General features: G+C 73.3%; 29 protein-coding genes. 19 read left to right on the top strand and 10 right to left on the bottom strand.

Annotation, left to right across the window (positions count from 1 at the left end):
• The first annotated feature begins 3 nt into the window (after positions 1–3).
• From mpaM to D1J60_RS19965, 14 genes are all read left to right on the top strand, one after another.
• The gene (mpaM, locus tag D1J60_RS19915; RefSeq protein ID WP_125822010.1) at positions 4–867 is read left to right on the top strand and encodes a daptide-type RiPP biosynthesis methyltransferase; all 864 of its coding nucleotides are present in this window, start codon (positions 4–6) and stop codon (positions 865–867) included.
• Complete coding sequence (gene mpaD, locus D1J60_RS19920) at positions 864–2,168, top strand: daptide-type RiPP biosynthesis aminotransferase (RefSeq protein ID WP_125822011.1); 1,305 nt, start codon at positions 864–866, stop codon at positions 2,166–2,168. The genes mpaM and mpaD overlap by 4 nt, the downstream gene beginning before the upstream one ends.
• Positions 2,165–3,349 (top strand): daptide-type RiPP biosynthesis dehydogenase, encoded by a 1,185-nt coding sequence (mpaC, locus tag D1J60_RS19925; protein ID WP_125822012.1) that lies wholly within the window; start codon positions 2,165–2,167, stop codon positions 3,347–3,349. Before mpaD ends, mpaC begins: the two co-directional genes overlap by 4 nt.
• 112 nt (positions 3,350–3,461) lie before the next feature.
• Positions 3,462–3,638: a daptide-type RiPP gene (locus D1J60_RS37345; protein WP_164720927.1), complete on the top strand. Its 177-nt coding sequence runs from the start codon at positions 3,462–3,464 to the stop codon at positions 3,636–3,638.
• A 73-nt stretch (positions 3,639–3,711) separates the two neighbouring features.
• Positions 3,712–3,888: a daptide-type RiPP gene (locus D1J60_RS37350; RefSeq protein WP_164720928.1), complete on the top strand. Its 177-nt coding sequence runs from the start codon at positions 3,712–3,714 to the stop codon at positions 3,886–3,888.
• A 71-nt stretch (positions 3,889–3,959) separates the two neighbouring features.
• The gene (locus D1J60_RS37355) at positions 3,960–4,115 is read left to right on the top strand and encodes a daptide-type RiPP (protein ID WP_164720929.1); all 156 of its coding nucleotides are present in this window, start codon (positions 3,960–3,962) and stop codon (positions 4,113–4,115) included.
• 167 nt (positions 4,116–4,282) lie between these two features.
• A complete protein-coding gene (locus tag D1J60_RS19930; protein ID WP_042801453.1) occupies positions 4,283–4,477 on the top strand; it encodes a hypothetical protein in 195 nt (64 codons plus the stop codon).
• A complete protein-coding gene (locus D1J60_RS19935) occupies positions 4,474–5,226 on the top strand; it encodes an ATP-binding cassette domain-containing protein (RefSeq protein WP_042801454.1) in 753 nt (250 codons plus the stop codon). The genes D1J60_RS19930 and D1J60_RS19935 overlap by 4 nt, the downstream gene beginning before the upstream one ends.
• A complete protein-coding gene (locus D1J60_RS19940; protein ID WP_125822013.1) occupies positions 5,219–5,968 on the top strand; it encodes an ABC transporter permease in 750 nt (249 codons plus the stop codon). The genes D1J60_RS19935 and D1J60_RS19940 overlap by 8 nt, the downstream gene beginning before the upstream one ends.
• A gap of 7 nt (positions 5,969–5,975) precedes the next feature.
• A complete protein-coding gene (gene mpaP, locus D1J60_RS19945) occupies positions 5,976–7,673 on the top strand; it encodes a daptide biosynthesis intramembrane metalloprotease (protein WP_206436542.1) in 1,698 nt (565 codons plus the stop codon).
• A 60-nt stretch (positions 7,674–7,733) separates the two neighbouring features.
• Positions 7,734–10,268: a class III lanthionine synthetase LanKC gene (gene lanKC / locus D1J60_RS19950; RefSeq protein ID WP_125822014.1), complete on the top strand. Its 2,535-nt coding sequence runs from the start codon at positions 7,734–7,736 to the stop codon at positions 10,266–10,268.
• 17 nt (positions 10,269–10,285) lie between these two features.
• Positions 10,286–10,546, top strand: coding sequence for a hypothetical protein (locus D1J60_RS19955; protein WP_125602370.1), 261 nt, complete (start codon positions 10,286–10,288; stop codon positions 10,544–10,546).
• Between the two features lie 26 nt (positions 10,547–10,572).
• Entirely contained in the window at positions 10,573–11,160 is a 588-nt protein-coding gene (locus D1J60_RS19960; protein ID WP_125822015.1) for a hypothetical protein, read from the top strand.
• Between the two features lie 124 nt (positions 11,161–11,284).
• Complete coding sequence (locus D1J60_RS19965) at positions 11,285–11,767, top strand: RidA family protein (protein ID WP_125602365.1); 483 nt, start codon at positions 11,285–11,287, stop codon at positions 11,765–11,767.
• Between the two features lie 187 nt (positions 11,768–11,954).
• Here D1J60_RS19965 and D1J60_RS19970 read toward each other — a convergent pair whose 3' ends face one another.
• The 6 genes from D1J60_RS19970 to D1J60_RS19995 form a co-directional block, all read right to left on the bottom strand.
• Entirely contained in the window at positions 11,955–12,794 is an 840-nt protein-coding gene (locus D1J60_RS19970) for a PhzF family phenazine biosynthesis isomerase (RefSeq protein ID WP_125602362.1), read from the bottom strand.
• 100 nt (positions 12,795–12,894) lie between these two features.
• Positions 12,895–13,659 (bottom strand): proline hydroxylase, encoded by a 765-nt coding sequence (locus tag D1J60_RS19975; protein ID WP_241253331.1) that lies wholly within the window; start codon positions 13,657–13,659, stop codon positions 12,895–12,897.
• Positions 13,660–13,782: 123 nt separating this feature from the next.
• Entirely contained in the window at positions 13,783–13,974 is a 192-nt protein-coding gene (locus D1J60_RS19980; RefSeq protein ID WP_125602356.1) for a hypothetical protein, read from the bottom strand.
• 121 nt (positions 13,975–14,095) lie between these two features.
• Entirely contained in the window at positions 14,096–17,053 is a 2,958-nt protein-coding gene (locus tag D1J60_RS19985) for an alpha/beta fold hydrolase (RefSeq protein WP_125822017.1), read from the bottom strand.
• Between the two features lie 285 nt (positions 17,054–17,338).
• Complete coding sequence (locus D1J60_RS19990; protein ID WP_125602350.1) at positions 17,339–17,926, bottom strand: pyridoxamine 5'-phosphate oxidase family protein; 588 nt, start codon at positions 17,924–17,926, stop codon at positions 17,339–17,341.
• A 75-nt stretch (positions 17,927–18,001) separates the two neighbouring features.
• Complete coding sequence (locus D1J60_RS19995) at positions 18,002–18,535, bottom strand: NUDIX hydrolase (protein ID WP_125822018.1); 534 nt, start codon at positions 18,533–18,535, stop codon at positions 18,002–18,004.
• 58 nt (positions 18,536–18,593) lie between these two features.
• On the opposite strand from D1J60_RS19995, the gene D1J60_RS20000 reads away from it, so the two are divergent.
• Entirely contained in the window at positions 18,594–19,130 is a 537-nt protein-coding gene (locus D1J60_RS20000; RefSeq protein WP_125822019.1) for a GNAT family protein, read from the top strand.
• Here D1J60_RS20000 and D1J60_RS20005 read toward each other — a convergent pair.
• Both D1J60_RS20005 and D1J60_RS20010 read right to left on the bottom strand, forming a co-directional pair.
• A complete protein-coding gene (locus tag D1J60_RS20005) occupies positions 19,127–19,942 on the bottom strand; it encodes an alpha/beta hydrolase (protein ID WP_125822020.1) in 816 nt (271 codons plus the stop codon). The two genes, D1J60_RS20000 and D1J60_RS20005, sit on opposite strands and share 4 nt — an antisense overlap.
• Positions 19,939–20,532: a TetR/AcrR family transcriptional regulator gene (locus D1J60_RS20010; protein ID WP_125822021.1), complete on the bottom strand. Its 594-nt coding sequence runs from the start codon at positions 20,530–20,532 to the stop codon at positions 19,939–19,941. Before D1J60_RS20010 ends, D1J60_RS20005 begins: the two co-directional genes overlap by 4 nt.
• 207 nt (positions 20,533–20,739) lie before the next feature.
• On the opposite strand from D1J60_RS20010, the gene D1J60_RS20015 reads away from it, so the two are divergent.
• Together D1J60_RS20015 and D1J60_RS20020 are read left to right on the top strand one after the other, a co-directional pair.
• Entirely contained in the window at positions 20,740–21,255 is a 516-nt protein-coding gene (locus tag D1J60_RS20015) for a hypothetical protein (RefSeq protein ID WP_125822022.1), read from the top strand.
• 198 nt (positions 21,256–21,453) lie between these two features.
• Positions 21,454–21,912, top strand: coding sequence for a TIGR03618 family F420-dependent PPOX class oxidoreductase (locus D1J60_RS20020; protein WP_125822023.1), 459 nt, complete (start codon positions 21,454–21,456; stop codon positions 21,910–21,912).
• A 217-nt stretch (positions 21,913–22,129) separates the two neighbouring features.
• Here D1J60_RS20020 and D1J60_RS20025 read toward each other — a convergent pair whose 3' ends face one another.
• A complete protein-coding gene (locus D1J60_RS20025; RefSeq protein WP_125822024.1) occupies positions 22,130–23,341 on the bottom strand; it encodes an acetyl-CoA acetyltransferase in 1,212 nt (403 codons plus the stop codon).
• Positions 23,342–23,520: 179 nt separating this feature from the next.
• Between D1J60_RS20025 and D1J60_RS20030 the strand changes: the two genes are divergently transcribed.
• Together D1J60_RS20030 and D1J60_RS20035 are read left to right on the top strand one after the other, a co-directional pair.
• Positions 23,521–24,747: an acyl-CoA dehydrogenase family protein gene (locus tag D1J60_RS20030; RefSeq protein ID WP_125822025.1), complete on the top strand. Its 1,227-nt coding sequence runs from the start codon at positions 23,521–23,523 to the stop codon at positions 24,745–24,747.
• The gene (locus D1J60_RS20035; protein ID WP_125822026.1) at positions 24,747–25,256 is read left to right on the top strand and encodes a nitroreductase family deazaflavin-dependent oxidoreductase; all 510 of its coding nucleotides are present in this window, start codon (positions 24,747–24,749) and stop codon (positions 25,254–25,256) included. Before D1J60_RS20030 ends, D1J60_RS20035 begins: the two co-directional genes overlap by 1 nt.
• A gap of 42 nt (positions 25,257–25,298) precedes the next feature.
• Here the strand turns inward: D1J60_RS20035 and D1J60_RS20040 are convergent, their stop codons facing one another.
• Positions 25,299–25,946, bottom strand: coding sequence for a TetR family transcriptional regulator (locus D1J60_RS20040; protein WP_125604929.1), 648 nt, complete (start codon positions 25,944–25,946; stop codon positions 25,299–25,301).
• Between the last annotated feature and the right edge of the window lie 211 nt (positions 25,947–26,157).

The following is a 26,157-nucleotide window of genomic DNA, read 5'->3' on the forward strand; positions in this document are numbered from 1 at the left end:
GCCATGACGACGATGACGATCACCAAGCCGATGTCCGACGCGGGCCACCGCGTCCCCACCTCCGCCGACGTCCCCGGACGCGCCGGCGAGCTCCTCGCCTCCCTCGGCGACCGGGCCGTCCTGTGCGACCTGTACGACGCCGTCGGCGCGACCGTCTACCACGACCTCGCCGGCACCGGCACCCACGAGGTGCGCGAGCTGCTCGCCCTCGTCCGCCGCATCCCCGGCGACGTCCTCGACCTGGCCGCCGGCTCCGGACGCCTCACCCTGCCCCTGCTCGCCCTGGGCCGCCAGGTCACCGCCCTCGAACTCTCCTCCTACATGCTGGAGCTGCTCGACCAGCGCCTCGCCGCCGCCCCGCCCGCACTGCGCGCACGCTGCCTGCCCGTCCGGGCCGACATGAGCGCCTTTGACCTCGGCCGCCGCTTCGGCGCGATCGTGCTGGGCACCACCACCATCTCCCTGCTCGACGCCGAGGGCCGCACCGGCCTCTACCGGGCCGTCCGCGAACACCTGGAGCCCGGCGGCCGGTTCCTGCTCTCGACGGTCGACATGGCCGCCACCGGTGAGGGCCCCGCCGAGGTCGACATGGAGATCGTGACCGACAGCGGACGCGCCTACCGCCTCTTCGAACACTGGACGCCCGACTCCGGCAGCCGCACCGTCACCCTCTTCCCCGCCGGCCCCGGCGCACCCGGCGACGAAGGCCCCGTCCAGGTGTGCACCACCACCATCGGCGTCCTGCCCGCCGAACTCCTGGAGGCCGAACTGGCCGCCGCCGGGTTCTCCGTCCGCTCCCGCCACCCGCTGCCCGCCGTCGGCGAGCGCCACCACGACGTACTCCTCGAAACGGAGGTGACCCCGTGAACGACACCACCACCACGCCCCCCGGCCACCACCCGCTGTGGCCGTCCCTGACCGCCCCCCAGGACCAGGGCCGCGACGACACCTGCGCCGTCTCCGCGCACGGCGTACGCGTCCGCTTCGCCGACGGCCGTGAACTCGTCGACGGCTCCAGCGGCCTGTGGAACACCAACATCGGCTACGGCAACGAGGCCATCGCCGCGGCCGCCGCCGAAGCCCTCCGCGAAGCCTCGTACCTCTCCGTCTTCCGCTACGAGAACACCCACGCCCGCCGCGCCGCCGAGGCCCTCGTCGAAGCGGCCGGCCCCGCCCACTACGGCCGGGTGCTGTTCTCCACCTCCGGCGGCGCCGCCAACGACCTCGTCATGAAGGTCGCCCGGCACTACCACGCCCTGCGCGACGAACCCCGCCGCAAGGTCGTCGTCGGCCTGCGCGGCAGCTACCACGGCCTGACCTTCGGCAGCTTCGCCCTCACCGGCGACGACCTCGGCCAGCAGCTGTACGGCGTCGACCAGCGGTTCGTCCGCCACGTCGCCCCCAACGACCCGGCCGAGCTGAACGCGCTCATGGCCCGCCAGGGCGCCCAGATCGCCGCCGTCGTCGTCGAACCCGTCCTCGGCAGCGGAGCCGTACCCCTCACCGAGGAGTACCTCGCCGAACTGCTGCGGCTGCGCCGCGAACACGGATTCCTGCTGGTCGCCGACGAGGTCGCCACCGGCTTCGGCCGCACCGGCAGCCTCTTCGCCTCCCAGCAGTGGGCCGAACAGCCCGACCTGCTCGTCTCCTCCAAGGGACTCACCAACGGCACCAGCGCCGCCGCCGTCGTCATCGCCTCCCGCCAGGTGGCACGGGCCTTCACCGACGCCGGCGCCATGCTCACCCACGGCGAGACCCAGGCCGGCACCCCCGTCACCTGCGCCACCATCACCGCCACCCTCGACGAGATGCGCCGCCTCGACGCGGTCGCCCTCGGCCGGCGCCTGGCGCAGCGCCTCGACACCGAACTCGGCGCACTCGTCGCCCACCACCCCCGGATCGCCGCCACCACCGGCCTCGGCTGCTTCCGCTCGGTCCGGCTGTGCGACCCGGACGGCACCCCCTTCCCGCAGGACCAGGTCCACGCCCTGGTCCGGGCCATCCGCGACGCCGGCGCCATCGTCCACCCCGGGGTGAACGGCATCCAGCTCTTCCCCGCCCTCACCTACACCGACGCCGAACTCACCGAACTCCTCGCCGCCGTCACCGCCGGACTCGACCTCCACCTGGCGCGGACCGCCGCCCCGGCGGCCGAGGCCCTGGCGTGAGCGCCGGCTGGCACGCCCCGGCACAGCAGCTGATCGGCTGCGACAGCCTGGGCGCCTGGTTCACCGGACGCCCCGAGCGGCGGATCACCGTCCTCGTGGACGCCGCGGTCGCCACCGCCCCGGTCACCGGCCGGGTACGGGCCCTGCTCGCCGGGGACCGCTACGAGACCACGGTGCTGGAACTGTCCGGCCCCGGCGACCTGGACTCCGTCGCCGCGCTCGCCGGCCGGGTCGCGGACGCCGAACTGCTCGTCGGCATCGGCGGCGGCTCCCTCCTCGACCAGGCCAAGCTGGCCGCCCTGATCCGGACCAACCCCGACGCGTACGCCCGCCTCACGGTGCCGCAGCGCAGCGGACTCCTGGTCCTCGGCCACACCACCCGGCGCGGACTCCCGCTGGTCGCCGTACCCACCACGGTCGGCACCGGCACCGAGTCCAGCGGAGTCGCCTGCCTCGGCTACCCCGGCCACGGCAAACGGCTGGTGATGGGCACCGCACTGCGGCCCAGGGCAGCCGTCCTCGACCCGGTCGCCACCGCCACCCTCGACGACGAACTCGTCGCCGAAGGAGTCCTCGAAGCACTCCACCGCGTGGTCAGCCCGTACGTCGGCGACCACGGGGACCTGCCCACCGAGGACGCCCTGGTGGAGACCATCGCCGAACGGCTGGTGCTGCTGGGACACGAGGTGCGCGACGCGCGCCGCGCCGGCCGCCCCACCGACGACCGGCTGCGGCTGGAGATCGCCAAGCTCAGCGGCCTCAGCCACGCCGAATGGGCCCACCTCGGCCGCGACCTGTACGCGGTCAAGGGCTGGCTCATCGCCAACGAGCTGTCCTCCGCCCTCGGAGTGCGCAAGATGACCGCGGTCGCGGCGATCCTGCCGCACCTGTGGCGGGCGATCTCCGCCGGCGAGGCACGGCTCGGCTCCGCCGGCCGGCTGCACCGCCTGTGGTCCCGGCTGCGGGCCACCGACCCCGAAAACCTCCCCGCGGACCCGGCGGCGGGCATCGAAGCCCTCACCGACTCCTGGGGGATCCACCGCGGCATCGACGCGGGCCCCGACCGGCTCGCCGAGATCGCGCACCGCACCGTCCGCGCCTGGGGCGCCGGACTGCCGATGCTCGGCGGCCTGCGCACCGACGACGTGTACGGCCTGCTGGCCGACGCCGCCGCGGCCTGAACCACCAAGACTTCCGCACCCGCGAGCACACCGCCGCGAGGAGCGGACGGGATCACACGTCCCACGCACAGAGCACGCCCTGATCGACCCACACGGAAAAGGAGAACGACCCATGCAGGACAACCTCGCGATCGACGCCTTCCCCGCCCTGGAGCTCGGCATGCAGGAGCTGGAGGCCATGGAGGCCCCGGGCTGGTGGACCGGTATCGGCGTCAGCGCCGGCGTGGTCGTCGCCTCCGCGGCGGGCTACGGCTCGTACGTCGCCTCCGCGGCCATCATCGCCACCTGAGAAGCCCGTACCGCGCACGGCGGTACGCCTTCCACCCACCAGAGAAAACACCCACGGAAAAGGAGAACAACCCATGCAGGACAACCTCGCGACCGACGCCTTCCCCGCCCTGGAGCTCGGCATGCAGGAGCTGGAGGCCATGGAGGCCCCGGGCTGGTGGACCGGTATCGGCGTCAGCGCCGGTGTCGTCGTCGCCTCCGCGGCGGGCTACGGCTCGTACGTCGCCTCCGCGGCCATCATCGCCACCTGAGAAGCCCGTACCGCGCACGGCGGTACGCCTTCCACCCACCAGAGAAACACCCACGGAAACAGGAGAACCCCATGCAGGACATCGTGAAGCAGGACATCGCCACCGAGAACCTGGAGCTCGGCATGCAGGAGCTGGAAGCCATGGAGGCCCCGGGCTTCTGGTCCGGCTTCAAGCAGGGCGTCGTCATCAGCGGCATCGCCGTCGCGAGCGCCACGCTCGCCACCTGATCCCCCCGGCGGCCCGCGCGGCCGCCGAGATCACAGCGGACCGGACTCCCGGTCCCCCAGGGTGACTTGGTCCCGTGGCGGTGGCAGCCGCCACCGCCGCGGGCCCCCGCACCCCCTCACGCACCACACGCACCACACGCACAGAGCGGAAGGAAGAGGGAGCCAACATGCCGAAGGAGAACCCCCGCAAGGGGACGAACGGACAGCTGGGGACGACCGCCGCGCTGCTCGCGCTGGCACTGGCCGTCGCCAACGCACAGCTGACCGGAGCCGCACTCGTCGCCGTCATGAGCGTCATCGGCCTCGGTCTCGTCGCCTGCGCCGCCAAGGTCGGCGCCAACGTCGCCGCGGGCAAGCGATGAGCGCCGCCGGCGTCGTCCGCGCCTCGGGCCTCACCAAGGAGTTCGGCCCGTTCACCGCCGTGCAGGACGTGACCTTCGAGGTCCGCCCCGGCCGGGTGACCGGACTGCTCGGCCGCAACGGCGCCGGCAAGTCCACCTCCCTGCGCATGCTCCTCGGCCTGGTCCGCCCCACCTCCGGCACCGCCACCGTCTTCGGCCACCCCTACACCGAACTCCCCGACGCCGCCCGCCGCGTCGGCGTCTGCATGGACGGCATCGGCCCCACCCCCGGCGCCTCCGGCCGCCGCGACCTGCGGATCTGGGCCCGCACCCTCGGCGTCTCCCGCGCCCGCGTCGACGAGGTCCTCGACCGCGTCGGCCTCACCGACGCCGCCGACCGCCCAGCCAAGGGCTACTCCACCGGCATGAAGCAGCGCCTGGCCCTCGCCACCGCCCTGCTCGCCGACCCCGAACTCCTCGTCCTGGACGAGCCCGCCAACGGCCTCGACCCCGACGGCATCCGCTGGCTGCGCGACACCCTGCGCGCCCTGGCCGCCGAAGGCCGCACCGTCCTGGTCTCCAGCCACCTCCTCGCCGAGGTCGAGCAGACCGTCGACGACGTCGTCGTCATCCAGCGCACCCTGCGCTTCGCCGGCTCCCTCGCCGAGCTCACCTCCGACGGCGCCCAGCGCCTCGAAGACCGCTTCTTCTCGCTGGTGGACGGGGACGCCGAGACCGCCGCGCGCACCGAAAGGCTGACCCATGCGTAACGTCCTCGCCGGCGAGTGGATGAAGGCCTGGACCGGCCGCACCTGGCTGATCCTCGCCACCGCAGGGACCTTCATGTCCCTCCTCACCTGCTTCGGGTACGCCTCCACCGGCGACGAGGCCATCGCGCTGGGCACGTCCACCGCCGCCGCCGTCACCGACGACATGGCCCAGGCGTGGATGATGACCTTCCTGATGTCCGCCGTGTTCGGCGCCATCCTCGTCACCCGCGAGTACAACACCGGCGCCATCGCCCGCTCGGTCCTCCTCAGCGGCGGCCGGCTGCGGCTGCTGTCCGCCAAGGCCCTCGTCGCCACCGCCGCCGGACTCCTGGGCGGCCTGCTCGCCGCCGCCCTCGCCGTGCTGTGCGCGTTCACCCTCCCCGGCCACTTCGGCTACGACGGCGACTGGACCGGCCACACCACCCGCATCGTCCTCGGCGTCGTCACCGTCAACGTGATCGCCGCCCCCTGGGGCGCGCTCCTCGGCTGGATCCTGCGCAACCAGCTCGCCACCGTCCTCACCGTCATCGCCCTCACCCTCCTCGTCGAGCCGGGCCTGCAGGAACTCGCCCCGAAGGCCGCCGCCTACCTGCCCACCATCGCGATGAGCTCCGTCTACCTCGACGGCAAGCCCGAGCTGCTCTCCGTACCGCTCGCGCTCCTGGTCCTCGCCGGCTGGCTCGCCGCCGCCGGGACCGCCGCCCGGCAGCTGCTGCTCTCCCGCGACGTCATCCAAGGGTGATCCCGACATGTCCACCAAGACGCTCATCCGGAAGGCGGCCCCCGCCCCGGCCGCCCCCCAGCCGGCCGCCTCCGCCGCGGACGGCTGGGACCCCGCCCTCCTGGAACGCCCCCGCATCGCCGCCAACGTGGAGATCCACGAGCCCATCGAGAGCGGCGCCCCCTGGGTCCTCCAGCGCGGCAACCACCAGCACTTCCGCCTCCAGCCCGACATGGCGCGCCTGGTCCGGGCCATGGACGGCACCCTCGACCACGACGGCCTCGCCGAGGTCCTCGGCCCGCCGTGGACCGCGCAGCACGTCGGCACCGCCGTGCACAAGCTCGCCGACTCCAAGGTCCTCGACGACGGCAAGCCCGCCGAACGCCGAAGCACCTGGTTCCGCTTCGTGCCGCCGATGACCCTCCAGTTCACGGTGCTGCACCCCGAGCGGGTCCTCGCCCGCCTCGCCCCCGTGATCCGCCTCCTCGCCGGACGCACCTCGGCCGCCGTCGCCGCCCTGTTCGTCCTCGGCGGGATCCTCGCCCTCGCCCTGCTCACCCCCGAGGTCGACGCCGCGCTCGGCAGGCCGCTCCCCTTCTACGCCTACTTCGGCGTGATGGCCGGAGTCCTGGCCACCACCGCCGTCCACGAGGTCGGCCACGGCGCGGTCCTCACGTACTACGGCGGCCGGCCCAGCCGGATGGGCTTCATGCTCTTCTACATGTCGCCCGCGTTCTTCTGCGACGTCTCCGACGGCTGGCGGCTCTCCCGCAAGGAACAGCGCGTCCGCGTCGCCCTCGCCGGCATCGCCACGCAGACCGTGATCGCCGGGGCCGCCGCCCTGAGCGCCCTGTTCCTGAGCCCCTCGGACCTGCGCGACGCCGTCCTCGTCTTCGCCGTCGCCACCTACACCAGCGGCGTCGTCAACCTGCTGCCCTTCGTGAAGCTCGACGGCTACATCGCCCTGATGAGCCACCTCGACGTCCCGCACCTGCGCGACCGGGCCATGACCGACGCCCGCCGCTTCCTCGCCCGGATCCTCTTCGGCGGCCGAGGCTACGCACGGGAACTGGCAGGCCGACGCTGGGCGGTCGCCTTCGGACTGGCCTGCATGGCCTTCCCCCTCTACGTCATCGCCGGTGCCCTGACCCTCTGGTCGGACCTGCTCCAGCGGCTCGGAGCCGTCGGCACCAGCACCGTCCTGATGGTCGTCTGCTACCTCGTCTACCGCCTCGGCCTCGGCTTCGCCAAGCTCACCACCGAGGGCCGCGCCGCCGGCGCCCCGCTGTGGCGGGTCATCGCCGCGGCCGTGCTCCTCACCGGGGCCGCCGGGGCCGCGCTGGTCCTCGTCAAGGCGCCGTACACCGTCGCCGCCGGATACGTCGCCCACGACGGCGGCCGCGTCGAGCTGGTCCTGCCGGACACCGCCGACCTGTCCGCCGTCCGCCCCGGCTCCGACGTCCGCTTCTACCGGGCCGGACTGATGACCCGCGAGGAGACCGGCGCAGCGAACGTCGCCGCGACGGCCCGCACCGAGACCACCGCACCCATGTCGGCCTTCTTCCCCGTCGCCGCCACCCCGGTGCGCATGCCCGTCGTCAGCCTCCCGCTGACCGTCGGCCGGGCCCCCGCCGACCCCGTCGGAGCCGCCCGGGTCGACCTGGGCGAACTCCCGCTGGGGGAGTGGCTGTACGTGAAGTACGTCGCCCCGCTCTGGCGCCGGTAAGCCTCCCCTTTTCCTTACCTCCCGCCCTTCCCGTCCCTCCTGTCACGAACGGAGTGCACCATGGACCTCCGCTACATGAACTACTGCCAGCCCGGCAATCCGTTCTACGACGTACCGGCCACCGCCGCCGCCGACGCCAGCGTCTTCCCGGCGGTGACCGGCCCCCTCCCCGAGGGCTGGACGCGCAACGACAACACCCACTGGCTGCTGATGACCCCGCCCGGCACCGTCCTCCCCGGCCAGGGCTGGAAGATCCACGTGTCGGCCACCCTGGAGAACGCCGACCGCGTCCTCGACCTCGTCTGGGACTTCTGCGTCGCCGAACGCGTCACCTTCAAGTTCATCCGCAGCGCCGGCATCCTCAAGATGCGCAACAGCAAGTACGGCGACCGCGGCAGCAGCGGCAAGTTCTTCACCATCTACCCCGGCGACGAGGCGCAGCTGGAGCGGATCCTGCGCGGACTCGGCGACCTCCTCGACGGGGAGGCCGGCCCCACCATCCTCAGCGACCTGCGCTGGCGCTCCGGCCCGCTCTACGTCCGCTACGGCGGCTTCGTCTCCCGGCTCGGCCGCTCCGAGACCGGCGAGCTCGTGCACTGCATCGAGGACCCCGAGGGCCGGCTGGTCCCCGACGTGCGCGGCCCGTCCTTCCGGCCGCCGTCCTGGGTCGAACTGCCCGCCTTCCTCGGCGAGGCCCTCGCCGCCCGCAACGCCGCCACCCTCCAGGACTTCCCGTTCCGCGCCACCAAGGCCCTGCACTTCTCCAACGGCGGCGGCGTCTACCAGGCCACCGACACCCGCGACGGCGGCACCGTCCTGCTGAAGGAGGCCCGCCCGCTGGCCGGCCTCGACGAGGACGGCGCCGACGCCGTGACCCGCCTCCAGCACGAGCACTGGGCCCTGGACAAGCTCGCCGGACTCGACTGCATCCCGCCGGTCGTCGACTACCGCAAGGGCAACGAACACTGGTTCCTGGCCCGCGCGTACGTCGACGGCAAGCCCCTCGCCCGCGAGCTCCTCAGCCGCAACCCGCTCGTCAACGACGACCGCACCGAAGGCGCGTACGACGCGTACGCCGACTGGGCCCTGAAGATCGTCGACCAGGTCGAGCGGGGCGTCGAGGCCATGCACGCCAAGGGCGTCGTCTTCGGCGACCTGCACCCCAACAACATCCTGGTCCGGCCCGACGACACGATCTCCTTCATCGACCTGGAGACCGCCACCCCCGTCGAGGACGAGTCCGCGCAGGCCATCGGCGCCCCCGGCTTCCGCGCCCCCGCCGGCTACACGGGCACCGCCGTCGACCGGTACGCCCTCGGCTGCATCCGGATCGGCGTCTTCCTGCCGCTGACGGTCATGGCCACCTGGTCCCGCGCCAAGGTCGACCAGCTGATCGGCCTGGTCACCGAGCACTTCCCGGTCCCCGACGGCTTCGCCGGGCAGGTCCACGCCGACCTCGGCCCCGACCCGCACCCCGGACAGCTCCCCGACCCCGGCCCCGCACCCCTGTGGACCGCCCCCACCGCCGCCGACTGGCCCGCGCTGCGCACCGCCCTCGCCGAGGACCTGCTGGCCAGCGCCACCCCGCAGCGCGAGGACCGGCTCTTCCCCGGCGACGTCGAGCAGTTCTGCGTACCCGGCGGCGGAGCCACCCTCGCCTACGGCGCGGCCGGCGTGCTGTGGACGCTCGCCGAGCTGGGGCACGCCCCCGCCGACGAGCACCTGGCCTGGCTGACGGACGCCACCGCCCGCGCCGCGGACATGGGCCCCGGTCTGTACGACGGGCTCAGCGGCGTCGCCTACGCCCTGGACCGGCTCGGCCGCGCCGACGAGGCCGCCGCCGTCCTGGACCGGGTCCGCCGGGCCCCGCTGGAGGACGCCGACCACAGCCTCTTCGGGGGCCTCGCCGGCATCGGCCTGACCCACCTCCACTTCGGTGACACCGACGAGGCCGCCCGGATCGCCGCGCTCATCGCCGACCAGGCCCCGGGCGGGACGGCCGGCCGGCCCCGGCCCGGGCTGCTGCGCGGCGCGGCCGGCGGGGCCCTGCTGATGCTCCGGCTGCACGAAGCCACCGGCGGTCCCAAGTACCTCCACGTCGCGGCCGAGTTGCTGCGCCACGACCTCGCGGAGGCGGGCTGGTCCGAGGACGCCGACCCGGCGGGCTCCGAGGACGCCGCCTGGAAGGTGCCCTTCCTGGCCTTCGGCGGCGCCGGCCTCGCCATGGTGCTCCACGAGGCGGCGCGGCTGCTGCCCGACCCGGAGTTCGCCCGGGCCCGGGAAGCGCTGCGCGAGCAGGCCGGCCCGTCCTTCATGCTCAACGCCGGGCTCTTCCACGGCCGGGCCGGCGCCCTGCTCGCCCTGCGCCACCTCCACGACGGCTCCGCCGCCACCGACCGGGCGGTCCGGCGGCACCTGGACGCCCTCGGCTGGCACGCGGTGCGCTGCGACGGCCACCTGGCCTTCTTCGGCGACCACACCCTGCGCCTGTCCGCCGACCTCGCCACGGGTTCGGCCGGTGTGCTCCTCGCGGTGGAGGCCGCGCTGGGCGATGCTGGCCCCGGTCTGCCGTTCCTCGCGCCGGGCCCCCGATGACCTGCCAGGAGGCCCCGATGCGCGGCACCACGTACCACTTCGTCGTCGCCCCGGACGGCCGCGGCCCCGAGGGCGGCGCCCCGGAGCTGGCGGCCGTGCGGCTGATCTCGTTACTTCCGGCGGACTGGGGCTACGCGCCCGAGTTCCCCGGCGGGACGGTGTCCCTGCGGCTGACCCCGCCGCCCGGCACCACCGAGGAGGCGGCGCACGCGGCCTTCGCCGGCGCCCTCGCCGCCCCCGGCCTGCGCGGCTGGAGCTGGGCCAACCGGCCGGCGTGAGCCGCCCGCGGCTAGGGTGCGGGGTCATGAACACGCCCAGAGCCGCCGCGTGGGGGCTGGTGGCCCTCGCCGGGGCCGCCGCCGCCACCGCGGTCGCCGCCCCGCTGTACGCACACCCCGGCGGCCCGGCCCTCGCGGCCGACCTGGACCACCCCCTGGCGCTGTGCGGCCTGGCGGTCCTCGCGCTCGCGGGGGCCGCCCTGCTGCGTTCGCGCCGCCCGCGGCTGCGCCGGGCGGCCGGGGCGGGGCTGGCCCTGGCGGTGGTCCTGGCGGGGCTCGCCGTCCCCGCGTACGGGGTGGTCACCGATCCGCAGCCCCTGCTGGAGTGGGACGTCCCCGCACCCGACGGGTCGGCCCGGCGGCTGGTGGTGGAGCAGACCTCGGCGCTGACCGACCCGGTCTGGCGGATCCACGTCGACGCCGGGACCTTCCCGACGGCCCGCCGGTGGCCGGTCGCCGCGTACCGGCCCGACCCGGAGTTCGACTTCACCAAGGGCGTACTGGAGGCGTACTGGCCTGACCCGGACCACGTCCGCATCATCGACCTCGACCACGGCCACCACGACCTGCGCATCGCCCCCGACGGCCGCCCGCTGGACCGGCTGGACTGGTAGCAGATCGCCGCCCGCTCCGGGGCCACAAGGGCGGAGCCCGCCCCAACGGGCCGCGTCCGGTGGGACGATGGTGCGAGCCGTCGAGGCAGGACGCCGAGTCGGGCCGAGGTCACCAGGGGGTGCCATGAGCGTTGACGTCCGCGAAAGGCTAGCCGAGCTCGGATTACGGCTGCCGGAGGTGAGCACCCCCAAGGGGGCCTACGTACCCGCCGTCCGCAGCGGCATCCACGTCTTCGTCGCCGGCCAGATCCCGCTGACGGCCGGGGAGCTGACCCTGACCGGGAAGGTCGGCGCCGAGGTCTCCCCGGAACGGGCCAGGGAACTGAGCCGCCAGTGCGCGTTGGCGGCCCTGGCCGCCGCCGACTCGGTGGCCCCGCTGGAGTCCGTGGTGCGGGTGGTGAAGGTCGTCGGCTACGTCTCCTCCGCGCCCGGCTTCACCCGCCAGGCGGGAGTGGTCGACGGGGCGAGCGAACTCCTGGTGGAGGTCTTCGGCGAAGCGGGCCGCCACGCCCGCAGCGCCGTCGGGATGGACATCCTCCCCCTGGACGCCCCCGTGGAGATCGAAGTCGTCCTGGAGGTCGCCCCCCATACGGCCGACCGCCTCTAGGCCGTGTCTTCCGGATCTTGCCTGACCCGCGCCGCCCGGCACCGCACCTCGCCGCGTTGGCGGAGCACCCGAGTACGTCCAGTACAAGGGCGCCCCGCCAACGCGCCGATGCACGGCACCTGGGGGCCCCTCCCAGCGGTAGCTGGGGGAGACGCGGGCTTAACCGGCAAGATCCGAAAGACACGGCCTAGCCGATCGGGACCGCTGTGCCCGTCACCTCGATGCCGGCCGACGGGTCCGCCGGGACCCCGACCGTGATCAGGCTCGGGCGGCCCATGTCGACACCCTGGTGGACGGTCAGTACGGCCGGCAGTTCGACCAGCCCCAGGCTCCGCAGGTACCCGCCGAACGCCGCCGCGGCCGCACCCGTCGCCGGGTCCTCGACCACCCCGCCGGGCGGGAACGGGTTGCGGGCGTGGAAGACGTCCGCCGACTCCCGCTGGACCAGGGTGATCGTCGTCCAGCCGCGGCGCGCCATCAGCCCGCTCAGCGCCGGCATGTCGTAGTCCAGGTCGGCGAGCCGCTCCCGGCTCGCCGCCGCGATCACCGGATGCCAGGCCCCCGCGTACGCGGCCCGCGGCGGCAGCTCCGGATCGAGGTCCTCCGCCGACCAGCGCAGCGCCGCCAGCAGCTCCGCCAGATCGGCGTCCGCCAGGGGCTCCGTACGCGGCTCCACGCTCACCAGCGTCGCGACGACGCCGCCGTCCGGGCCGGCCGACGTCGTCACCGGCACCGGCCCCGCCTGCGTGTGCAGCAGCAGGTCGCCGACGCCGTGCCGCTGCGCGTACGCCACGGCCGTCGCGATCGTGGCGTGCCCGCAGAACGGCACCTCCGTCCGCGGGCTGAAGTACCGGATGTCCAGCGCCCCGTCCTGGCGGGGCACGGCGAACGCCGTTTCCGAGTAGCCGACGTCCGCCGCGACCGCGGCCATCGTCGCCTCGTCGATGCCGGTGGCGTCCAGCACCACACCCGCCGGGTTCCCGCCCAGCGGGTCGGTGCTGAAGGCCACGTAGCGCAAGAGATCCATCACCCGAACCTAGCGGGCCCGGTCACCGGTCGTCAAAAGCGTTTCCCGGTACGGGAGTTGACGCTTCCCGGTACGGCGGCGGGCCCGCACCGCGGGTCCGTCACGCCCAGGTGAGCAGCCGCCCGGACGTGCCGATCCCCACCGCGAACCCCAGCGCGATCCTGCGGTCCCCGTGACTGGGCCGGACCGCGTGGAAGAACCGGGGATCGATCAGCAGCGCCTCGCCGACCTCCGGAGCCAGCTCGATCGACTCCGCACCCGCCACCACCGACTCGTCGAACCCGTACCGGGCCGACAGCCGGTGCGCCTCGTCTTCGGGTTGCCAGCGGTGCCTCCACAGCACCGTCTCACCACCCTCCGGCGGCACGCTCAGGTACAGGTTGAACGCGAACTGCCCGATCAGCGGTTCGTCGAGCAGGTCTCCTTCGTACTCGCGCAGCGCGTCGTCGAAATGGACCTGGAACCCCTGGTTCGGCTCCCGGGCCACCCCGTCGCCCATCTCCACGCCGCCCCTGCGGCCCACCGCCACCCCGCCCGGCCAGGCCACGGCCAGCGCCTCCCGGCAGGTGCGGAACGGATCGAACGACAGCCCCAGCCCCTGCCAGGACTCGTGGTGCCCCTGCAGTGCCTTCCAGTACGTGTCGGCGACCCCGCCGTCCGCCATGTGGTCGCTGACGCCCACCCCGAACCGCATCACCGGCGGATCGACGCGGGCCTTCCCGTACGAGTCGAACACCTGCTGCCGCAGCGCACCGAGCACCTCGTCACACCGCTCGCGCGGCAGGAAGGAGGGGACCCGGACCGCCGCGTACCGCCCGGCGGCCAGCCCGGCGAGCAGCTCGTGGGTGAACGCCGGCGCGGTCACGGCGCGGAAGAAGGGATCGTGCGGTGGAGCCGGTAACGCACTCTGAGTGGTTCGCCCTGAGGATTGCCCTGACGTCATTCGATCGCCCCCCGGCGTCGGAAAGACAACAGAAACCAATGGCGCCTATCCGGGATGCGTCCCGCTGGTCGCGCGGAACGCCGTCTTCGCGTCGAGCTCCAGTGCCTGCCGCCCGGCCTCCAGCGCTTCCATCGCGATCCGCCGGCCGACCTCCGCCTGCATCTGCTCCAGGTCACTGCCCGGAGCGCCCCATCTGAGGGACTGGTCGTCGTTCGTATCGGTCGGGACAGCAGCCATCGGCGGACCTCCGCGCGTTTCGGTGTGGGACGCGTCACACAGGGTGAGGCAACGTCAGGCTACGCGCAAGCTCGCCTCAGCCGAGCGAGTTCCGCCCAACTGATATGAAAAGAAGGGGATTTCACCCGGGCAGTTCCCGCAGAAGTTTCTGCAGAAGCGCCCTGGCCTGCACCAACAGCGGATGCTCCGGAGCCACCACCCGGGTGAGGTCGCGCACCAGCGCCGTCAGCTCGTTCACCGCTTCGGGGGTACGCCCCACGATCCCCAGCAGCACCAGGACGAACGTGTAGCGGAACCGCATCACCATGTTGGAGTCCGGCGGCTGCGCCGCGTCCCGCAGGGCCTCCCGGATCACCTGCTCCGCCTCCGATGCCCGCCCCTGGTCCAGCAGCGCGTGCGTCAGCGTCTCCCGCACCCGCAGGATCTCCGGCGTCGACGGCGGCCAGTGGTTGCGCCGGCTGATGTCCAGGATCTGCCACGCCTCCGCCTCGGCCTCCGCGTGCCGGCCCAGCGCGCGCATCGTCCGGGCCAGCGTGTGGCGCACCACCAGCGTGTCGTAGTGCTCCCGGCCGCGCACCTCGTTCTCCGCCTCCACGATCGAGCGCAGCATCTCCTCGGCCTCCGCCTCCCGCCCCTGCTGCTCGTTGATCGCGCGCGCCAGCTTGTGCCGGCTGGCCAGCGTGTCCGCGTGGTTCTCGCCCAGGATCCGGGTCCGCGCCAGCACCACCCGCGACAGCACCTCCTCCGCCTCGGACAGCTCCTCCCGGTCCAGATGGATCCGGCCCTGCTCGTGCCGCAGCCCCAGGACCTCCCGGTCGTCGATGTCGAAGCCGAACGAGGCGCAGCGGTCCACCATCGGCAGCACCAGGTCGTACGCCGGCCCCAGCAGCCCCGTCGCGATCAGGTAGCGGGCCGTCAGCCGCGCCAGCTCCAGCGCCTCCGTCCGCACCGTACGGTCCGACAGCTTCAGCTCACCCAGCAGGCACGCCCGGGACACCTCCAGCGCGTGCGGGGCCAGCGCCGCCCACAGCGGCCAGTTCGCCGGATGGTCGGGGTTGCGGTGGAGGGTCGCCCGCAGCACCATCCGCACCGCCAGCCCGTAGTAGTCCGCCGGCCGGTCCCGCACCCCAGGGTCCTCGCGCAGCATCCCGTGCACCACCGGGTGCAGGGTCAGCACGTGCGCCAGGTCCCGCTCGGCGACGCCCTCGCGCTCGTAGAAGTCCACCAGCCCGAACTCCTCCAGACCCGCGAGCGCCGCGTGCGTGCGCGCCGGCGTGATCCCCGGGAACAGCGGGGACTGCGACAGCGGCGAATCGCCCAGCAGGCACCGGTAGGGGACCGGCGCGACGCTCAGGCAGGCGAACACCTTCAGCAGGCTCGCCGCCTCCGCCCGCCCCTGGCTGCTCAGCAGGTCCATCGCTATCCCGCAGACCTTCTCCACGCTCTCCCGGCCCAGCAGCTCGCCCAGGTCCGGGCCCGCCCGCCCCGGCGCGGAGTCCACCCGCGCCGCGACCGCCCGGCCGAAGGTCTCGAAGTCCCGGATGTCACTGTCCAGGGAGATGTGGCTGTCGTTGACCGCCCTGATCACGTCGGCGGCGTGCCGCAGGGCCAGCGGCAGCCCGCCCAGCTGCCGCGACAGCCGGCGCGCCTGCTCGTTCGTACCGCCCAGGCCCCCCGTCCGCTCCAGCAGCATCGACGCCCCGTCGTCCTCGCCGAGCGGTCCCACGTCGTGCAGGGCGGCGCCCTCGCCCCACGTCTGCTGGCGGCGCACCCGGCTGGTGACCAGCACCGTCCCGTTCGCGTTCTGCGGGCGGCGCAGCCAGCCGGTCCCGTCGGCGACCGGGCCGTCGCGGGGGCCGAGCCGCTCCGGGTCGTCGGCGTTGACGAAGATCAGCACCCACGGGTCCGGACACCCGTTCAGCAGCGTCCACACCAGGTCCATCGCCGTCCCCAGCAGCCACGCCCGGTCCACCGTGATCGACGGGGCCCCCAGGTCCCGGGCGATCATCCGCATCCGCAGGCTCAGCTCCGGCATCGACACCCACCACACCCGCCGCCCGGCCCGCTGCGCCCGGTCGGCGACCTCCAGCGCCAGCCGGGTCTTGCCCGACCCGCCCAGCCCGGTGATCACGTGCACCCGCTGGCGGGCCTGCTCCGACAGCAGCGACGCGACCAGGCTCAGCCGCTCCTGCCCCTTCAGCTTGCCCTCCTCCAGCGTCCCGTACGGCGGCGGCGGGAACGGCGCCAGGTCCAGCTCCCCGGCGGCGGGCGGCGGCAGCGACGGCCGCCCGGCCGCCTCTGCGGCGGAACGCGGCGCACGCAGCCCGCCCCCGTCCGCGTCCCCGTCCGGCGGCCCCTCCGCCGGCGCCTGCGCCGCCTCCCGCAGCGCGGCGCGGACCGCCTGGTAGGGGGCGGCGGAGCGGTCGGCCGGCTGCACGATGGAGAAGTGGTCGGCGGTGACCACCCCGCCCTTGGGGAACACCCCGCGCGCGACGACGGGTGGCACGATCTCGTCGGCGGAACCCCCGTACGCGCGCACCGGAATCGGACACTCCTGGTCCCCGTACGCCCGCCCGTGCACCACGGCACTGAGGACGGTGCGCTGCGCTTCGGTCACGGCCCGGTCGAAGGGGCGCAGCTGCTTCTCCTGGGGGTTGTTCCAGATCTTGAGCCAGCTGCGGACGGTGAGGAAGAACCCGGACCCGGTGTTGGGGCAGGCGAACATCGTGAAGTGCTTGATCCGTGACAGCTCCCGCCCCTCGCCGACCCACAACTTCCGTGCGAGGAACCGCTGCACGACCAGTCCGCCCTGGCTGTGGGTGACGAGCACGATCCGCTCGGCCTCGGCGAGCTCGGTCTCCAGGAAGGTGCCGAGCAGGTCGGCGACGTCGTCGGTCTCCGCGACCCGCCGGTCGGGGCGCAGGCGCACGAGCGGGGAGTCGTACTCGAAGAGGTGGACGCTGACCCAGTCGGCCAGTTCGGGGTCGGTGGTGAGGAGGGCGTGGAAGGCCGTCCACACCTTGGCTGAGGAGAACAGGCCGTGCACCAGCACGAGGTGGACGCGTGTCCGTACCGCCATCGCGAACCTCCGCAGCCAGAATGTGGGTTGAAGCAGAAGGATTTCGGTCGCAGACGAAAACTCGGATGAAGAACTACCCGCGTCAATGATGCACGCGTGGCGACCGCGGGAGCCATAACCAGACACCCTTCCACCCGGCGCGCGACAGGCGCGCCGGTCGCGCGCGGGGGCGCGCCGAGCGCGAACCCCGCCGGCGCGAGCGCCCCGAAGGGGGGCGCCCGGCACGGCTGGGGCGCGTGGGGCGCGTGGGCGCGTGAGGGTGGCGGGGCGGCCGGAGCGGGATCCTCAGAAGTCGCCCGGCGGGAGGGGGAGCGGCAGTCCCGGCAGGCCGTCGATGCTCTGCGCGATGTGCTCCTTCTTCGCGAAGTACGCGCTCAGCGAGGCGTCGTCCTCGCGCGCGAAACGACGGCCGTGCAGGTCGCGGTCCTCGTCGTACGACATGAACGGCACCCCGTACCCGCAGGAGTCCCGGACGAGCTCGGCCGTCACGACGATGATCGCCCGCAGGCCGTGCTGGGTCGGGTCGATGTCCGGGAAGTGGGAGAGGAGCTCCTTGAAACGCGGATCGTCGCGGAAGACGGGCTCCCCGCGCCCGTGCACCCGGACGATGTTGGGCGGCCCCTGGAAGGCGCACCACATCACCGTGATCCGGCCGTTCTCCCGCAGGTGCGCGACGGTCTCGGCGGTGCTGCCGGCGAAGTCGAGGTAGGCGACGCGCTGTTCGTCGAGCACGGCGAAGGAGCCCTTGAGGCCCTTGGGGGAGAGGTTGACCGTGCCGTCGCCGGAGAGGGGGGCGGTGGCGGTGAAGAAGACGGGCTGCTGCTCTATGAAGGCGCGCAGGCGGCCGTCGATGCGTTCGTAAGTCTTTCCCATGGCCGAGGATTATCCGGGTGGCGAGCCCTCACCCGGAGGTCGGCTCCCGCCCGCACCGGAGGCTGACCGGGCCGGTCAGCGGATGCCCTCGTCCATGAGGACGTAGAGGAGGGGGACCAGGCAGCCGCTGCTGACGATCTCGCGGCGGTCGATCATCCCCCGGATCTCCGTCAGGGGGATCCACTCGACGCGGTCGGACTCGTTCTTCTCGGTCGGCGGTCCCACGTACGTGGCGCCGTCCGCGCGGAACAGGTGGTGCCGGGAGTCGGTGATGCCGGCCGCCGGCTCGGCGTAGACGAGCGGCCTGACCGGCCCCGGCCGCCAGCCCGTCTCCTCGAGGACCTCGCGGGCGGCTGCCTCGGCCGGCGTCTCGCCCGGCTCGATCAGGCCCATCGGGAGCTCCCAGGCCCAGGTGTCGGTGATGAAGCGGTGGCGCCACATCATCAGCACCTCGCGCCGGTCGTTGACCACGGCCGCCACGGCCAGGTTCTTCAACTTGACCACGTGGTGCTCGAAACGGCTCCCGTCAGGAGTCTCCACGTCCGCGAACCAGAGGTCGAGCCACTGGTTCTCGTAGATCGGACGCTCTCCGTGGATCTTCCACTGCATGCCTCAAGCATCGCTTATTCGGTTGCCGCCGGTCAGCCCGGCCCGATAGGAAGCTCACATGCTGAGAGGTGCCAAGGTCGGGCTCAGGGCCCGGCACGAGGACGACATACCCGTCCTGCGGACCGAGCTGTACGACGACGTCGTCAACGGCTCGCGCTCCGAAGCCGGGCCGTGGAAGCCGATCACGCCCGGCTCGAAGGACCCCCGGCTCGTCGTGGACGACACGAGGGACACCAGCGTCCAGTTCTCCGTGGTGGAACTGGAGGGCGGCTCGCTCGTCGGCACCGCGACGGTCTGGGGCATCGACACCCACAACCGGTGCGCACACATCGGCCTGGGCCTGCTGCCGACCGCACGCGGCAAGGGCTACGGCAAGGACGTCGTCGCCGCCCTCTGCCACTACGGCTTCGTCGTGCGCGGCTTCCACCGCATGCAGATCGAGACGCTGGCCGACAACACGGCGATGCTGCGCGCGGCGGAGGGCAACGGCTTCGTCCGCGAGGGCGTCCTGCGCTCCTCGGCCTGGGTGCTGGGCGAGTACCTGGACGAGGTCATCCTCGGCCTCCTGGCCAAGGACTGGAACCCGAAGTCCTAGGCGCTGAAGGCCTTGCGCAGCGCCCCGGCGAACTCGGCGGAATGCGTGGTCGTGCCGATGTGCCCGCCGGGAAAGCGCAGGAGCTCCGTGCCGAGCCGCTCGGCCAGGAAGGAAGCCGCACGGTAGGGCAGCTCCCCGCGCGAATCCCGTCCGCCGGCGAGCACGAGCCGGTCCGCCAGGACCCCCAGCCGCTGCACGTCCGGGACGTACGACATGAAGCCGGGCACGATGCGCCCGAGGAAGTACGGCAGACCGGCCATCGTCTGCTCGACACGCTCAGCCGGCACCGTGACCTCCTCCCTCGGCCCGTCCTCCCTCGGCCCGTCCCCCCTCATGCCGGCGGCGAACAACGCCACCGCCGGCATGAGCCCCTGGGCCCGGAAGACCTCCTGCACGCGCGCGAGGAACACCCGGTGTTCGGCGGCGTCCGGCAGGACCTCCACCACGGGCGGCTCGTGCGCCACGAGGCGTTCGACGCGTTCGGGACGGGCGGTGAGCAGGTGCAGCGCGGTGATCGCGCCCGAGCTGGCGCCGAACACCCGCGCGGGCGCGCCGGGCGACAGCAGCTCCAGCACCCGGAACGCGTCGTCGGCGTGCTCGGCCACCCGCTGCTCGGCCCCGGCATCGTCCAGCGTGCTCCGGGCCATGCCGCGCGGGTCGTAGGTCGCGACGGTGTACTCGCCGGCCAGATCATCGGCGATCCCGGCCAGGGAGGCCGCGCCACCGGTTCCTCCCGGTATCAGCAACAGGAGCGGACCATCGCCCCGCACCTCGTAGTGCAGGGTCGCGCCGTTCACCCGCAGGCCGGTCATGAGGGGTCTCCTTCTCGGGACGGGGGCCAGTGCTCCAGGAGGGTGTGCAGGGCATCGAGGGCGCGGACCCAGGAGTCCTGGGCCGGCCGCGCGTGCCCGAAACCGCCCGAGGCCTCCAGGGAGACGAAGCCGTGGAACGTGCTGCGCAGCAGCCGGACCGCATCGGTCAGGTCGGGCTCGGCCAGCCCGTAGCCGCGCAGCATGCTGTACGTCAGCTCGACCGCGCGCCGGGGCCCGGACGCCTTCGCGACCAGCTCGGGATCGATGGCGATCGAGGTCTGCGTCGCCATGTAGCGCCCGGGGTGCTCGTGAGCGTACGCCCGCCACGCGTCGGCGAACGCGAACAGGGCGCCCTTGCCCGAGTGCCCGGCGGTCGCCTCCGCGATGCGGAGCGTCTTCTCGTCCGCCGCCAGCAGCGCGATCCGCCCGCGCAGATCCTCCAGGCCGCGCACGTGCGTGTAGAGACTCGCGTCCCTCACGCCGAGCCGCCGGGCCACGTGCGCCATGGTCACCCGCTCGAACCCGACCTCGTCCGCCAACTCGGCGCCCGCGACCGTAACCCGTTCTGTTGTCAGTCCGGCCCGCACCATGCACATACTCCTGTTCCTAGGGGTCCTAGGCTAGGCCTAGGGCCCCTAGGGCTGCAACCCGTTTTGGTCCGACCGGCTGGACATGCCGGTGGGTCGCGCCTGGGCGCTCTGCGGCGCGGCGGAGGCGGGCTATGAAGGGAATCGAGCCAAATCGGATGGAAGTTCGCTATCCGGCCATTCCCGAACCTCAACCTCAGGAGTCGCACGATGCGCCCCATCAGAGCGGCCTGCCTCGGCACGGCCACGCTGGTCACCCTCCTCACCTGCACCCCCGTCGCGGCCGCCGCGACGGACACCGGTTCCGCCCAGGCCGGTGACAAGGGCCGGACCATCACGGTCACGGCCGAGGTGCAGCAGCTGACCCGCTTCCCCGTCCTCCCCGAAACCCCCGGCAGCCCCAAGCAGGGCGATCAAGTCGTCGTCCGCTCGCTCCTCTTCGACAAGGAGCACAACCAGATCGGCGAGACCCACGGCAGCTGCGTCACCACCCGGGGCGGCGCCGACGAAGCGGAGCAGTGCCTCGTCACGTACATCCTCCCGGGCGGCCAGCTCACCACGCAGGGGGTGTACTTCAACTACCTCGACCAGGGCCCCTTCGACAGCGCGATCACCGGCGGCACCGGGGAGTACGCGAAGGCGCGCGGCTGGGTCCACTCCACAACGATCTCCACGCCCCCCACGACCCCCACGGTCGTGAGGCGCTTCACGATCCACCTCGCCTGACCCCGGAACCCGGCTCCGCGGGGCGCTCTGATCGACCTTTCGTGCAGGCAGTCGCGCCCCCATCGCGGGCATCTGAGGGGCCCGGATACCCGGCGGGCCGGGCCCTTCGAACCCACCCTGAGACCGCCCGCGGGGGATCCCGCACGTGCGATCTGATGCGGCAGGAATTGCCGCACGGGAAACGCAGTTGATCACTGCATGACCAAGCCCGCGGCACCGCGCCCGCTCTCCGACGAAGAACTCTCCGACCTGCTCGGCCGGCAGCAGTTCGGCACGCTCGCCAGCATCAAGCAGAGCGGCCACCCCCACCTGACCACGATGCTCTACAGCTGGGACCCCGAAGGCCGCACCGTGCGGTTCTCGACGACGGCGGACCGGGTCAAGGTCGGTCACCTGCGCCGCAATCCCAGCGCGGCCCTTCACGTACAGGGCGGCAACGTGTGGTCGTTCGCCGTGGCCGAAGGCGACGCCGAGGTGTCCGAGCGCACCACGGTGGCGGGGGACGCCATCGGGCGGGAACTGCTCGGCATGATCCCGGCGGCCGCGCGCCCCCAGGACGAAGCCGCCTTCCTGGAGCAGCTGGTGGCCGAGAACCGCGTGGTCATCCGCCTCAAGGTGAACCGCCTGTACGGCACGGCACTCGACATCGACGCCTAGACCAGCCCCGGACGACCGCCGGCCGCCAAGGCCAGAGGAGCGCGTAGCGATCTGCTGCGCTTGGGGGCTCCGCGGGGCGCTCTGATCAACCGTTCGTGCGGGTAGCCGCGCCCCTCGCCCGGGATCGGGACTTCTGAGGGCCCCGGGTGGGCAGCCACCGCCCGGCCCCAGGGGGTCGAGGGGGAGATAGCGGGCCCGCGCCGGGAACCCCCGCCCCCTACCCCCGCCCCAGGATCACCGTCCCCGAGGAGCAGAACCAGCCTCCCGTGCCCGAGGCCAGGGCTACCTCCGGTAGACGGCCGCCCGGCTTCGTCACCTGGCCCTCGCCCGCCTCGCCGCGGAGTTGGCGGACGGCTTCGACCAGCAGGAAGAGGCCGCGCATGCCCGGATGGCAGGCGGAGAGGCCGCCGCCGTCCGTGTTGACCGGGAGTTCGCCCTGCCGCAGCAGGCGGCCCTTCTCCACGAAGGCGCCGCCTTCGCCCTTGGCGCAGAAGCCGAGGTCCTCCAGCGTCACCAGGGTCATGTACGTGAAGGCGTCGTAGATCTCCGCGAGGTCCACGTCCGCGGGGGTCAGGCCCGCGCGGGCGAAGGCCTGGCGGCCCGAGGCGGCCGCGGGGGAGACGGTGAAGTCCTCCCACTCCGACATGGTGGTGTGGGACACCGCCGTGCCCGTGCCCAGCACCCACACAGGGGACTTCGCCGTGTCCGGTACGTAGTCCTCGGCGGCCAGCAGCACCGCGCAGCCGCCGTCCGAGCGGATGCAGCAGTGGAGCTTGGTGAACGGGTCGGCGATGGGGTCGGAGCCGAGGACGTCCTCCACCGTGATGGGGTCCCGGAACATCGCGTCCGGGTTCGTCGCGGCGTTCGCCCGCGCCTGGACGGCCACCGAGGCGAGCTGTTCCAGTGTCGTGCCGTACTCGTGCATGTGCCGTCGCGCGGCCATGGCGTACTTCGCGACCAGCGTGTGGCCGTACGGGACCTCGAACTGCAGCGGCCCCCGGGCCCCGAACGACAGGTTCGACGTGCGCCGCCGGGCCTTGATGTCGGCGCGGGCCGTGGAGCCGTAGACCAGCAGGACGGCGTTGGCGTGACCGGCGGCGATGGCGTCGGCGGCGTGGGTCGCCATGACCTCCCACGTGGAGCCGCCGACGGAGGTGGAGTCGACCCAGGTGGGCCGCAGTCCGAGGTACTCGGCCACCTCCACCGGCGCGAGTACGCCGAGCCCGGCCGAGGCGAAGCCGTCGATGACGCAGCGGTCGAGGCCGGAGTCGGCCAGCGCCCGGCGGGCGGCCTGTGCGTGCAGGGCGTAGGGGGTCGGGCCGTCGACCCGGCCGCAGTCCGAGAGGGCGACGCCGACCACCGCGACCCGGCGGCGGGGTGTGGCGGGGGAGACGGGTGCGGACAGGGGTCCAGGCAGGGGTCCAGGCATGCGGGGACGGTACATCTGACGTACCGTCAGAAGCTAGAGGGCGAACGGCACCCCGCCCCCCGCACCCCCCGCACCCCCACCCCCCCTCCACATCCGGCAAAGGGCGCCCCCGCCCCCTGTGCATCTCACCCCCGCCGCCCTAACATGACGCCCCGTCAGATACGGGGAGGAGCCCGACGATGGATGCCGCCTTCACCGCGGAGCAGGACGAGATGCGCCGTACCCTGCGCGAGATCCTGGCCAAGCGCTGCGGGCCGGACGAGGTCAAAGCCGCCGTCCGGACCGCCGCGGGACACGACCGCGAGCTGTGGCAGCAGCTCTCCCGGCAGCTCGGCCTGCCGGGCATCGCCGTCGCCGAGGAGTACGGGGGCGTCGGCTGCGCCCCCGGGGACCTCGCGCTGGCCTGCGAGGAGACCGGGCGCGTGCTGCTGCCCTCCCCCCTGCTCGCCACCGCCGTCCTCGCCGCCCCGCTGATCACGGCCCTCGGCACCCCCGTGCAGCGCTCCGCCCTGCTCCCGCCGCTCGCCGCCGGCGAGCTGACCGCCGCCCTCGCCGTGCCCGGCCCCGCCCTGGCCGCCGCACTCGCCCTGACCGGCGACAACACCCCCGGCGACTGGGCGGGCGGGGGCCGGGCCGGCGGGGTCCAGGCGCGTCGCACCGACGAGGGGTGGCGGCTGTACGGGGAGGTGCCGCAGGTGCTCGACGGACACAGCGCGGGCCTGCTCCTCGTCGCGGCGCACACCGGCGGCTTCGCCCGCGGCCGCACCCTGCTGTTCCTCGTGCGGGAGGGCGCGCCCGGCCTCGTACGGGACCGGCAGACCACACTCGACGAGACCCGCCCGCAGGGCCGGGTCCAACTGCGCGACGTGAAATCCGAGTTGCTTGGGACGGACGACCGAACCGACCCTCCCTCCGCCCTCCCCGCCCTCCCCGCCCTCCCCACCCTCCCCGCCCTGGCCGCCACCGGCCGCCGCGCGGCCGCCGTCCTGGCCGCCGAGGCCGTCGGCGCCGCCGACCGGGCGCTGGCGCGCACCGTGGAGTACGTGTGCCAGCGCGAGCAGTTCGGCAGGGCCGTCGGCTCCTTCCAGGCGGTCAAGCACCGCCTCGCCGACCTCTACGTGCAGGTCCAGGCGGCCCGCTCGGCCGCCTACTACGCCGCCTGGGACCCGGACCAGGGCGGCCTCGCCCTCGCCCAGGCGCTGGAGGCCCTGCGCACCACGGCCGGGGAGGCGATCCAGCTGCACGGCGGCATCGGCTTCACGTGGGAGCACGACGCCCACCTGTACTTCAAGCGGGCGGCCGCCGACGAGCTGCTGTTCGGCCCCGTCCACCGCCTGCGCGCGCACGCCGCGCACCACGCGGGACTCTTCGACCCGTCCGCGACCCCGGAGAGGGCGGCCGTCTGATGGCTCCCACCGCTTCCCACGGCCCCGGCGCGTCCGCCGCCCTCGGCGTCAGGCTGATGCAGAGGGTCTCCTCGACCCTCCTCTTCGCCAAGATCGCCCCGCACTTCATCCCCGCCATGGACAAGGCCGTGCACCGCCTCACCCGGGGAAAGGTGCTGCTCAGCGCCCGGATGCTGCCGGGCGTGATCCTCACCGCCACGGGTGCGAAGACGGGTGAGCCGCGCACGACGCCGCTCGCGTGCATGCCGGAGGACGGAGGCGTGAGCTGGCTGCTGATCGGCTCCAACTTCGGCCGCCCCGGCCACCCGGCCTGGACCGGGAACCTGCTCAAGCACCCGGACGCGGACGTGAGCTGGCAGGGGCAGGACATCGCGGTACGTGCCCGGCTGCTGGAGGGGGCCGAGCGGGCGGCGGCGTGGCAGGCCGTGCTGAGGTTCTGGCCGCCGTACGCGACGTACCAGGCGCGCATCGAGCGCGAGATCAGGCTGTTTCGCCTGGAGCGTCGCTGATCGCGGGTGCGGTGGGACGCGGACCCTCCAGGGGGTCCGCCGTCACCTGGTCGGCTTCTTGCCGGTGATGCCCAGGTGCACGAGCAGGGCCAGGTTCGGCTTGAGCTCGGCCTGCTTGACGCCCCAGGTCTGGAAGCCCTTCTGGTGGGAGGCGACCGCCGCGAGCATCGCGACGAGTGAGCCCGCCATCGCGGCCGGGCTGAGGTCCTTGTCGACCTTGCCCTTCGCCTGGAGCTCCTTCATCGACTCCGTGAGGGAGTTGGTGACGGAGTTCAGGATCTTCATGCGGATCTTGTAGAAGCGCTTGTCGCCCTCGGCGGCACCGAGGTCGACGACCCGCAGGATCGCGTCGTTGCTGCGCCAGAACTCCAGGAATCCCTCGACGAGTTCCTCGGCGGCGGCCCAGCCGGCCTTGCCGACCCAGCTCCGGCCCTCGACGAGCGCGGTCAACTGTGCGCCCTCCGTGGCCATTTGCTCGGCGATCTCCAGGACGGCGCCCTCGACGTCCGGGAAGTACTGGTAGAAGGTCGCGGGGGAGGTACCGGCCTTGCGCGCGACGTCGATCACCTTGACGTCGCGGTACGGCGAGGAGCTGAGCATCTCGCTGAGGCAGTCGAGCAGCTTCTGCCGCGTCGCCTGGCCGCGCCGGCCGGCGACACGCCCGTCGACGGTGCGTACTTGTCCTGTCATGCCGTCAGCTTACCGAGGGGCGATCGGCGCGCTATTCGGCCGCCTGCAAATGGGGTGACCCGGCCGCCGACCTGCCCCGAAGGGCCTCCGGGCGGGGCCCGGCGGCGGATTCCGGCCGCCCTTCGGGCGGGGGAGGCCCGGTACGTACCGGGCCGTATCCCCCGAATAGTCTTATCAACAGGCTGTGGACAAGTTTTCGGGCGGACCATGG

It is taken from the genome of Streptomyces sp. W1SF4 (assembly GCF_003950035.1).
GTDB lineage: Bacteria > Actinomycetota > Actinomycetes > Streptomycetales > Streptomycetaceae > Streptomyces > Streptomyces racemochromogenes.

Bases quoted from the DNA above. Each gene is read 5' to 3' on its own strand.
- mpaM (WP_125822010.1), top strand. From the start codon at position 4: ATGACGACGATGACGATCACCAAGCCGATGTCCGACGCGGGCCACCGC.
- D1J60_RS37345 (WP_164720927.1), top strand. From the start codon at position 3,462: ATGCAGGACAACCTCGCGATCGACGCCTTCCCCGCCCTGGAGCTCGGC.
- D1J60_RS37350 (WP_164720928.1), top strand. From the start codon at position 3,712: ATGCAGGACAACCTCGCGACCGACGCCTTCCCCGCCCTGGAGCTCGGC.
- D1J60_RS37355 (WP_164720929.1), top strand. From the start codon at position 3,960: ATGCAGGACATCGTGAAGCAGGACATCGCCACCGAGAACCTGGAGCTC.
- D1J60_RS19930 (WP_042801453.1), top strand. From the start codon at position 4,283: ATGCCGAAGGAGAACCCCCGCAAGGGGACGAACGGACAGCTGGGGACG.
- D1J60_RS19935 (WP_042801454.1), top strand. From the start codon at position 4,474: ATGAGCGCCGCCGGCGTCGTCCGCGCCTCGGGCCTCACCAAGGAGTTC.
- D1J60_RS19940 (WP_125822013.1), top strand. From the start codon at position 5,219: ATGCGTAACGTCCTCGCCGGCGAGTGGATGAAGGCCTGGACCGGCCGC.
- mpaP (WP_206436542.1), top strand. From the start codon at position 5,976: ATGTCCACCAAGACGCTCATCCGGAAGGCGGCCCCCGCCCCGGCCGCC.
- lanKC (WP_125822014.1), top strand. From the start codon at position 7,734: ATGGACCTCCGCTACATGAACTACTGCCAGCCCGGCAATCCGTTCTAC.
- D1J60_RS19955 (WP_125602370.1), top strand. From the start codon at position 10,286: ATGCGCGGCACCACGTACCACTTCGTCGTCGCCCCGGACGGCCGCGGC.
- D1J60_RS19960 (WP_125822015.1), top strand. From the start codon at position 10,573: ATGAACACGCCCAGAGCCGCCGCGTGGGGGCTGGTGGCCCTCGCCGGG.
- D1J60_RS19965 (WP_125602365.1), top strand. From the start codon at position 11,285: ATGAGCGTTGACGTCCGCGAAAGGCTAGCCGAGCTCGGATTACGGCTG.
- D1J60_RS19970 (WP_125602362.1), bottom strand. From the start codon at position 12,794: ATGGATCTCTTGCGCTACGTGGCCTTCAGCACCGACCCGCTGGGCGGG.
- D1J60_RS19980 (WP_125602356.1), bottom strand. From the start codon at position 13,974: ATGGCTGCTGTCCCGACCGATACGAACGACGACCAGTCCCTCAGATGG.
- D1J60_RS19985 (WP_125822017.1), bottom strand. From the start codon at position 17,053: ATGGCGGTACGGACACGCGTCCACCTCGTGCTGGTGCACGGCCTGTTC.
- D1J60_RS19990 (WP_125602350.1), bottom strand. From the start codon at position 17,926: ATGGGAAAGACTTACGAACGCATCGACGGCCGCCTGCGCGCCTTCATA.
- D1J60_RS19995 (WP_125822018.1), bottom strand. From the start codon at position 18,535: ATGCAGTGGAAGATCCACGGAGAGCGTCCGATCTACGAGAACCAGTGG.
- D1J60_RS20000 (WP_125822019.1), top strand. From the start codon at position 18,594: ATGCTGAGAGGTGCCAAGGTCGGGCTCAGGGCCCGGCACGAGGACGAC.
- D1J60_RS20005 (WP_125822020.1), bottom strand. From the start codon at position 19,942: ATGACCGGCCTGCGGGTGAACGGCGCGACCCTGCACTACGAGGTGCGG.
- D1J60_RS20010 (WP_125822021.1), bottom strand. From the start codon at position 20,532: ATGGTGCGGGCCGGACTGACAACAGAACGGGTTACGGTCGCGGGCGCC.
- D1J60_RS20015 (WP_125822022.1), top strand. From the start codon at position 20,740: ATGCGCCCCATCAGAGCGGCCTGCCTCGGCACGGCCACGCTGGTCACC.
- D1J60_RS20020 (WP_125822023.1), top strand. From the start codon at position 21,454: ATGACCAAGCCCGCGGCACCGCGCCCGCTCTCCGACGAAGAACTCTCC.
- D1J60_RS20025 (WP_125822024.1), bottom strand. From the start codon at position 23,341: ATGCCTGGACCCCTGCCTGGACCCCTGTCCGCACCCGTCTCCCCCGCC.
- D1J60_RS20030 (WP_125822025.1), top strand. From the start codon at position 23,521: ATGGATGCCGCCTTCACCGCGGAGCAGGACGAGATGCGCCGTACCCTG.
- D1J60_RS20035 (WP_125822026.1), top strand. From the start codon at position 24,747: ATGGCTCCCACCGCTTCCCACGGCCCCGGCGCGTCCGCCGCCCTCGGC.
- D1J60_RS20040 (WP_125604929.1), bottom strand. From the start codon at position 25,946: ATGACAGGACAAGTACGCACCGTCGACGGGCGTGTCGCCGGCCGGCGC.